The following is a 7,590-nucleotide window of genomic DNA, read 5'->3' as shown; positions in this document are numbered from 1 at the left end:
GTGATGATGGCAAAGAGGTCACACCCGTTCCCATACCGAACACGGAAGTTAAGCTCTTTAGCGCCGATGGTAGTTGGGGGCTTCCCCCTGTGAGAGTAGGACGTTGCTAGGCAAATAAAAAACCACCACTAAAGTTAGTGGTGGTTTTTACGTTGATATGGTATGAGCAGATATGATATTAGAAAAAGCTAAGTGTATCAAATTTAAGGATGCTACGTAGAATAACGATAGATTTTCTTCTCCTTAATGAAGTTAATATGAAAAGTATAAATACAAAATATTTTGTATTTTGAAAGAGAGAACTGATTCTATATAAAAGACTACATAGTAGCACTTAAATATCATAGACAACTTTTTCAGTATTATACGATGTAAAATTATAAAAATAAAAGCTAAATGAATTTTTATCTAATTAAGGATAAGTTGGTACGTATGAGTATAAGAATATTATTGATTTAAAAATATCATGAGTAATTGTAGTACAATATAGGTAATCTAATAATAGTTAAATTCCATGTATTTTTATCAATGATGGGATATTTTTAGACATGTATGAAGTATTGTTACTATGGACTTTATTTATTGGAATAATCCAAATTTTTTTTCTTTTTTTGGAATCTTGACACTTCTAGAGCATGTTGATAATCTTACAATTAATATTCTTTTAGAAAAACAGGAGGCATTTACGAAATGTGGGAAACGAAATTTGCCAAAGAAGGCTTAACGTTTGATGATGTTTTATTAGTACCAGCTCATTCTGAGGTTTTACCTAAAACAGTTGATTTATCTACTCAATTAACACAGAAGATAAAATTAAACATACCAATTATAAGTGCAGGTATGGATACAGTAACAGAATCAAAAATGGCAATAGCAATGGCTCGTCAAGGTGGAATCGGAATCATCCATAAAAATATGAGCATTGAAGAACAAGCTGAAGAAGTTGAAAAAGTTAAGCGATCTGAAAATGGTGTAATTACGAATCCATTTTTCTTAACACCATCTCATCAAGTATTTGATGCAGAACATTTAATGGGAAAATATCGCATTTCGGGTGTGCCAATCGTAAATAATGAAGAGGATTTAACGTTAGTAGGTATTATTACAAACCGTGATTTGCGTTTTATCTCTGACTATTCTTTAAAAATTGAAGATGTAATGACAAAAGAAGATTTAATTACTGCTCCAGTAGGAACAACTGTAGGAGAGGCAGAAAAAATTCTTCAACAATATAAAATTGAAAAATTACCAATCGTCGATGGAAATGGAAAATTAACTGGATTAATTACTATTAAAGATATCGAGAAAGTTATTGAATTCCCAAATGCAGCAAAAGATGAACTTGGTCGTTTATTAGTTGGAGCAGCAGTAGGTGTTTCAAATGATACGATGCAACGTGTAGCAAAATTAGTGGAGGCTCAAGTAGATATCATTGTAATCGATACTGCACATGGTCACTCACAAGGTGTAATTGACACTGTAAGACAAATTCGTAGTGAATATCCAGATCTTGAAATTATCGCTGGTAACGTAGCAACAGGAGAAGCTACACGTGCATTATTTGAAGCAGGAGCAGATGTAGTAAAAGTTGGTATTGGTCCTGGTTCAATTTGTACTACTCGTGTTGTAGCTGGTGTTGGTGTTCCTCAAATTACTGCAATTTATGATTGTGCAACAGTTGCTCGTGAAATGGGTAAAACAATTATTGCAGATGGAGGAATTAAATATTCAGGTGATATCGTAAAAGCTCTTGCTGCTGGTGGACATGTTGTAATGCTTGGTTCACTATTAGCTGGTACTTCTGAATCTCCTGGAGATACTGAAATCTTCCAAGGTCGTCGCTTCAAAGTTTATCGTGGTATGGGATCTTTAGGGGCAATGGAACAAGGTTCAAAAGACCGTTACTTCCAAGAAGATGCGAAAAAACTAGTTCCAGAAGGCATTGAAGGACGCTTACCTTACAAAGGACCTTTAGCTGATACAATTGATCAATTAGTTGGTGGTATTCGAGCAGGTATGGGATATTGTGGAGCACCAAATCTTGAACATCTTCGTGAAAAGTCTCAATTTATTCGTATGACAGGTGCAGGACTTCGTGAGTCTCACCCACATGATGTTCAAATTACAAAAGAAGCACCAAACTATTCCATTTCTTAATATTATGCAACTATATGCACTTTTTTAACGTCTTTGGTAGATGTTAAAAAAGTGCTTTTTTATCTGAATGTAACACTAATCTTGCAATTCTATGATAAAATGGCGGAAGGGAAATAAATATATAGTTGGAGGTAATATTAGTGAAAACAACTGCAAGGAAAACATCTTTGTTAAGTCTAATGATTATCCCTGTACTGTTAATTAGTTTGTTAGCTACTTCGCCGGTTAAGACAAGTGCTGCTGAAACAGATCTAGGGTTAACAGTTGATGCTGCAATTTTAATTGATGCAGATACAGGGAAAATACTATACGAGCAAAATGCTGATACATCTTTAGGAATAGCTAGTATGTCGAAAATGATGACAGAATATATCCTATTAGATGCTATTAAAAAAGGCACAATTACATGGGATCAAGAGTATCGTGTTACAGAGTATACATATAAAATGTCACAAAACCGTGCATTAAGTAATGTACCTCTTCGCGCAGATGGTACATATACAATTCGTGAGTTATATGAAGCAATGGCAATTTATTCTGCTAATGCTGCAACAGTGGCTATTGCAGAAACAATTGCTGGTACGGAAACTGAATTCTTAAAGCTAATGAATAAAAAAGCTGAGGAATTAGGACTTGAAGGGTATAAATTTGTAAACGCTACAGGGTTAAATAACTCAGATCTATTTGGAATGCATCCAACAGGTACAGGCCCTGAGGATGAGAATATTATGCCAGCTCGTTCAGTTGCGAAACTTGCATATCATTTATTAAAAGAACATCCAGAAGTATTAGAAACATCTAGTATTTCAAAAAAGACATTCCGTGAAGGTACAGATGATGCAATTCAAATGTCAAATTGGAACTGGATGTTACCTGGATTAGTTGCAGAATATGAAGGTGTAGATGGACTAAAAACAGGAACGACATTACTTGCTGGTTCATGTTTCACAGGTACTGCAGTACGTAATGGAACACGTCTTATTACAGTTGTTATGAATGCCGTAGATTCAACAGGTACAGATAGTGATAAGACAGCTCGTTTCGATGCAGCTGCGAAATTATTTGATTATGGTTTTAGTCAATTTTCAAAACAAGAAATTATACCGGCTAACTACAAGTTCAAAGGCAATGAAACAATTGATGTTACAAAAGGAAAAGAAGATAAAGTAGAAATTGCGGTTAAAGAACCTATTTCATTTGTAGTAAAAACAAATGAGAAAGATTTATATAAGCCAAAATTAGTACTAGATAAAAAATCCCTTGAAGCTGAAGTGAAAAAGGATACAGTTGTAGGGAAAGTAGTAATAGAGCGTACTGAAGGAACTGACCATGGTTTCATTGACGGAGCTGAGTTTACAGCGGATGTTGTAACAACTGAAAAAGTGGAACGTGCAGGTGCCATTTCACTATTCTTCCAAGGTGTTGGAAGCTTTTTCGGTAATGTTTGGGGCGGTATCACAGGCTTTGTTGGCGGTTTATTCTAATAAAAATAGTAATATTATAAAACTTACATGAGTGTGTCATTAGTATAAACTTATACTATTGTCACACTCTTTTTTTTCTGGGACAAAATAAGTTTGCCTACATTTTTCATAAGCTAGTAGTTGAAGGAGCGTGAAAATATGTGCGGCATTACCGGATGGATTGATTTCACCCAAGTGATTCATCATCAAAAAAATATTGTTTTAAGTATGACTGAAACGTTAAAAAAGAGGGGACCAGATGATGGGAATGTGTGGTGCAGCACGCATGCTCTACTTGGTCATCGTAGATTAGCAGTGATTGATTTAGTGGGTGGAAAGCAACCAATGTCTAAATCCCACAAAAATCAATCTTATACAATGGTATATAATGGAGAGCTTTATAATACCGAAGAAATTCGTCAGGAACTTAAAAAACGTGGTTATAGTTTTTCTACATCATCAGATACAGAAGTTTTATTAACTTCTTTTATTGAATGGAAAGAGCAATGTGTAGACCATTTAAATGGAATATATGCTTTTGCTGTTTGGGATGAACAAGAGGAAACGTTATATGCATTTCGAGACCGTTTAGGAGTGAAACCCTTCTTCTTTTCACATATCGAGGGGAGTTTAAAATTTGGCTCAGAGATTAAGGCGATATTAGCTCATCCAGACATTACCCCACAAATCAATCGACAAGGTTTAGCAGCACTATTAAGTATAGGACCTTCAAGAGTACCGGGAAGTGGTATTTTAAAAGGAATTGAAGAGTTAGAACCAGGTTGTGCACTTAAGTTTTCAAAAGAGGGATTAAGGAAATGGCGCTATTGGAATGTTAAAAGTGAAAAACACAAACATACCTTAGATGAGACCGTTGAAAACATACGATTTTTAGTAACAGATGCTATTAATCGCCAGCTTGTATCAGACGTACCCCTTTGTACATTTTTATCTGGTGGTTTAGACTCAAGCATTATTACAGCTATTGCTGCAAACACATACAATAAAGAAGGACGTACCTTACACACTTATTCAATAGATTTTGAAGGCAATGATCAGTTCTTTGAAAAAAATGAATTTCAAACTTCTCAAGATAGCTATTGGATTAATAAAATGAAGAAAAATTTCCATACAAATCATTTTGAGATTATGATTACGCAGCAGGAATTAGTCAATTTGTTAGAAGAAGCAATGATGATTCGTGATATGCCAGGGATGGTAGATATCGATAGTTCATTATTGGCAGCTTGTCGTGTAATAAAAGAAAAATTTACAGTATCGCTTTCAGGTGAATGCGCCGACGAAATATTTGGAGGATATCCTTGGTTCCATAAGGATTACACTCTGTTTCCATGGATTCGTTCTATTGATGAAAGAGAAGGGTTTTTACGAAAAGAGTGGCAATCCCGTCTTCAATTAAAGGATTTTATGAAACACGCTTTCGATGAATCAGTTAAAGATTGTCCAAAGTTAGAAGGAGAAAGTCCAATTGAGGCGAAGCAAAGAGAATTATTTTATTTAAATATGCGTTATTTCATGCAAACCTTACTAGAAAGAAAAGACCGAATGAGTATGGGTGCTAGTTTAGAAGTTCGCGTTCCGTTTGCAGATCATCGAATCGTTGAATATGCATGGAATATTCCTTGGGAAATGAAAAAAATGGGAAATATGGAGAAGGGATTACTTCGAAAAGCAGTAGAAGGGTTGCTTCCAAACGAGGTACTATATCGTAAAAAGAACCCATATCCGAAAACGTACCATCCCAAATATACAGAAGGTGTTCAAGCGTTATTAAAAAATGTTATTAACAGAAAAGAGTCCATTTTACATGAGTTGTTTGATAAAGAACAGCTTATGTCATTATTACAAACTGGTGGGGCTTCGTTTAAAGTACCTTGGTTTGGTCAGCTTATGGCAGGTCCACAATTGCTTGCATATTTAGTTCAGATCGATCGTTGGTTTGAAAATTATAATATTCAATTGCTAGAGCAGTAAACGAAAAACTAGAGTAGAGATAGCCTTATATCTCTACTCTAGTTTTTTTAATTCCCCAACATGTCATTAATTTATCGATAGCTATATCAATTGTCTCTAATGGTATACCTCCAAAGCCTAATAAAAATGACGGTTGATCGTAGTTTAATGGTTTTAACTGATACTCTGATACAGGGTATATAGCTATTTTTGAATCGTTAGCTTGCTGTTTTAGTTCCTCCTCTGTTTTATTTATAGGTACTGAAATTAAAATATGCATTCCCGCATGATCACCTTTAACTTTAATATCAGGATAATAAGTAGATAGTGTGTGTAGTAACTTATCGTGTTTTTTTCGATAAATTTTCCTCATACGGTTTAGATGTTTAGAAAAATGACCATCTTTCATAAAATTAGCTAATATATGTTGGTCAAACCGTGGAACAGTTGCAGAATAGTAACTAAAAGAATCTTTATATTTTTGTAAAAGGGTGTTTGGTAGTACGATATAAGCTACACGCAATGAAGGCATTAACGATTTAGTAAAGGTACTCATATAAATAACTTTATTGTTTTGATCTAATCCTTGAAGGGCAGGGATGGGTTTTCCTACATAACGAAATTCACTATCATAATCGTCCTCAATAATGTAGCGATTTCCCTTAGATGCCCATTTAAGAAGTTGCGTTCTCCTTGCTGCGGATAATACTGCTCCAGTAGGGAACTGGTGTGAAGGAGTAATGTAAACAATATTTGCATCTGATTCTTCTAGCTCATCTACAATAAGACCATCATCATCTACAGAAATAGGTATAGCTTTATTTTGTAAATGAATACGAGGTATAGCAGAATAACCTGGGTTCTCTAACGCAAATTTCGTATTATTTTCAATTAAACGTAAAATCATTGGTAATAACTGTTCTGTTCCTGAACCAATAACAATTTGCTCAGGTTTACAAATAATTCCCCTAGATTGATATAAGTATTTTGCAATTTCTGAACGAAGAACATATTCGCCTTGAGGTTCCCCAGTTTGTAAAAGCTCCTTTGAACTGCTATCAAAGATATCTTTTGCATATTTCCTCCATGTAGAAAAGGGGAATGAAGAATCAATTTGCCCGGGATGAAAATTGTGCTCATAGATTTGTCGTTGCTTAGGCTCATATTGCACATCAATTTGATCTTTTTCAACATAAGGTAATTCATCTATTTCTTCTACAAAATAACCAATACGGGGTTTAGAGACTATATAACCTTCAGCAAGTAATTGTCCATAAGCAATTTCGATTGTTGTTTGGCTAATATTTAAGAATTCAGCGAGTTTCCTTTTAGAGGGAAGTTTTGTGCCAACTTCAATTTGTTTTTCAATTATGGCATTTTTCATCCCGATATAAAGTTGTTCGTATAATGGTGTGGGACTATCTTTCTCTAGTTTAAAAATAAGCATGTCCATTGGCTTCACTCCAAACTGACCATTTTATTTCCTTTAATATGTATAAATACTATATGGTCAATGTTAATTATACTAAAGATAATGTTTCTTGTAGAAATAAAAATTGTTTTATCTGTAATGGAGATTCCTCCAGTTGTTGTCGGAGCTGAACGAGCGTTCTCCGCTTTTCGAATGTCTAGCTCTGGCGGTTAGGCTCTCTCGTCACTTCGACTCTTCTGTCGAAGGCAAAAAGCGCCTTCTTGTCAGAGTCTCCGAAGTACAGGGAAGTATAAGTGCCGACAATGCCACAGGACGTGGCGTTTATGTCGGCCAGTGCGTGTCAAGCCTGAGCGAACCACCTCCGCTTTTCGAATTGTCTAGCTGCGAACGCTAGCTCCTCGACAACTTCAGAATCGTCTTCAAGGGCAAAAAGCGCCCTTTTACCGATTCCTCCAGTTGTTTTCGGAGCTAAACGAGCGTTCTCCGCTTTTCTAATGTCTAGCTCTGGTGGTTAGGCTCTCGCGTCACTTCGACTCTTCTGTCGAAGGCAAAAAGCGCCTTCTT

General features: G+C 35.4%; 4 protein-coding genes and 1 rRNA gene. 4 read left to right on the top strand and 1 reads right to left on the bottom strand.

What is annotated here, in order from left to right; genetic code table 11:
* The 4 genes from rrf to asnB all read left to right on the top strand — a co-directional run.
* A 5S ribosomal RNA gene (gene rrf / locus D8M03_RS16680) occupies positions 1-112 on the top strand; the annotation flags it as partial.
* A 578-nt stretch (positions 113-690) separates the two neighbouring features.
* On the top strand, positions 691-2,157 hold the full coding sequence (gene guaB / locus D8M03_RS16675) for an IMP dehydrogenase (protein WP_121215927.1): 1,467 nt from the start codon (positions 691-693) through the stop codon (positions 2,155-2,157).
* Positions 2,158-2,336: 179 nt separating this feature from the next.
* Positions 2,337-3,641, top strand: a complete 1,305-nt coding sequence (locus D8M03_RS16670; protein WP_121215929.1) for a D-alanyl-D-alanine carboxypeptidase family protein — start codon at positions 2,337-2,339, stop codon at positions 3,639-3,641.
* Positions 3,642-3,779: 138 nt separating this feature from the next.
* Positions 3,780-5,615: an asparagine synthase (glutamine-hydrolyzing) gene (gene asnB, locus D8M03_RS16665; protein ID WP_121215926.1), complete on the top strand. Its 1,836-nt coding sequence runs from the start codon at positions 3,780-3,782 to the stop codon at positions 5,613-5,615.
* A gap of 25 nt (positions 5,616-5,640) precedes the next feature.
* Here asnB and pdxR read toward each other — a convergent pair whose 3' ends face one another.
* Complete coding sequence (gene pdxR / locus D8M03_RS16660; protein ID WP_211330999.1) at positions 5,641-7,047, bottom strand: MocR-like pyridoxine biosynthesis transcription factor PdxR; 1,407 nt, start codon at positions 7,045-7,047, stop codon at positions 5,641-5,643.
* Positions 7,048-7,590 lie beyond the last annotated feature (543 nt).

The organism is Ureibacillus endophyticus (assembly GCF_003628435.1).
In the GTDB taxonomy this organism is placed as follows: Bacteria; Bacillota; Bacilli; order Bacillales_A; family Planococcaceae; genus Ureibacillus; species Ureibacillus endophyticus.
The sequence above is the reverse complement of the archived record's forward strand: the minus strand, read 5'-3'. Positions and strand labels throughout refer to the sequence as shown.

What these genes read in the sequence shown, in the direction of transcription:
- guaB (WP_121215927.1), top strand. Translation starts at nt 691, where the DNA reads ATGTGGGAAACGAAATTTGCCAAAGAAGGCTTAACGTTTGATGATGTT.
- D8M03_RS16670 (WP_121215929.1), top strand. Translation starts at nt 2,337, where the DNA reads ATGATTATCCCTGTACTGTTAATTAGTTTGTTAGCTACTTCGCCGGTT.
- asnB (WP_121215926.1), top strand. Translation starts at nt 3,780, where the DNA reads ATGTGCGGCATTACCGGATGGATTGATTTCACCCAAGTGATTCATCAT.
- pdxR (WP_211330999.1), bottom strand. Translation starts at nt 7,047, where the DNA reads ATGGACATGCTTATTTTTAAACTAGAGAAAGATAGTCCCACACCATTA.